Annotated in this window: 1 protein-coding gene; it reads right to left on the bottom strand. The window is 44.7% G+C overall.

Annotation, left to right across the window (positions count from 1 at the left end):
• The coding region (locus tag R8N49_RS27155; protein ID WP_318190455.1) for a D-alanyl-D-alanine carboxypeptidase family protein at positions 1-709 on the bottom strand (709 nt) is incomplete at both ends.

The raw sequence follows: 709 nt of genomic DNA, 5'->3' as shown, positions 1-709 counted from the left end.
TTGCTGAACTTACTAGGCTGTAACCTGCATTGCTTGTGTGGCCAGTTTTGATGCCATCAACGTTCATGCTCTTATCCCAAAGTAGACCGTTACGGTTGTATTGGGTGATGCCGTTGTAAGTGAATTTCTTTTCAGAGTAAACACGGTACTCGTCTGGCACGTCACGAATCAGGGCTTTACCAAGTAGCGCCATGTCGTAAGGTGTTGAGTATAGTTCTGAGTTATCTAGGCCGTGAACGTTGGCAAAATGAGAGTTCTTCATGCCTAGGGTATTTGCCCACGCGTTCATTAGGTCAACAAATGCATCTTCAGAACCTGCGATGTGTTCAGCCATTGCCACACACGCATCGTTACCTGATTGAATGATGATGCCACGGTTAAGATCGCGTACTTTTACCGTAGTACCTACTTCAATGAACATTTTTGAAGAATCTGGGAAGTTTTTCGCCCATGCATTCTTACTGATGGTTACGTCATCATCTTCTGAGATATTACCACGGGCTAGCTCTTGGCCGATTACGTAGCTGGTCATCATTTTAGTTAGACTAGCAGGAGACAATTTTGTGTTCATTTCTTTTTCTGCTAGCACTTTACCTGAATGGTAATCCATCAGTACGTAGCCTTTTGCCGCAATTTGAGGCGCATCTGGAACAACGACTGGTGATGCAAAAGCAGATTGAGCGAAGGTTGCAGAAAGGGCAACCGAAGA

This window comes from Vibrio sp. 1978, assembly GCF_033344345.1.
Note: the sequence above shows the minus strand (reverse complement) of the source record. Positions and strands in the feature narration are given on the sequence as shown.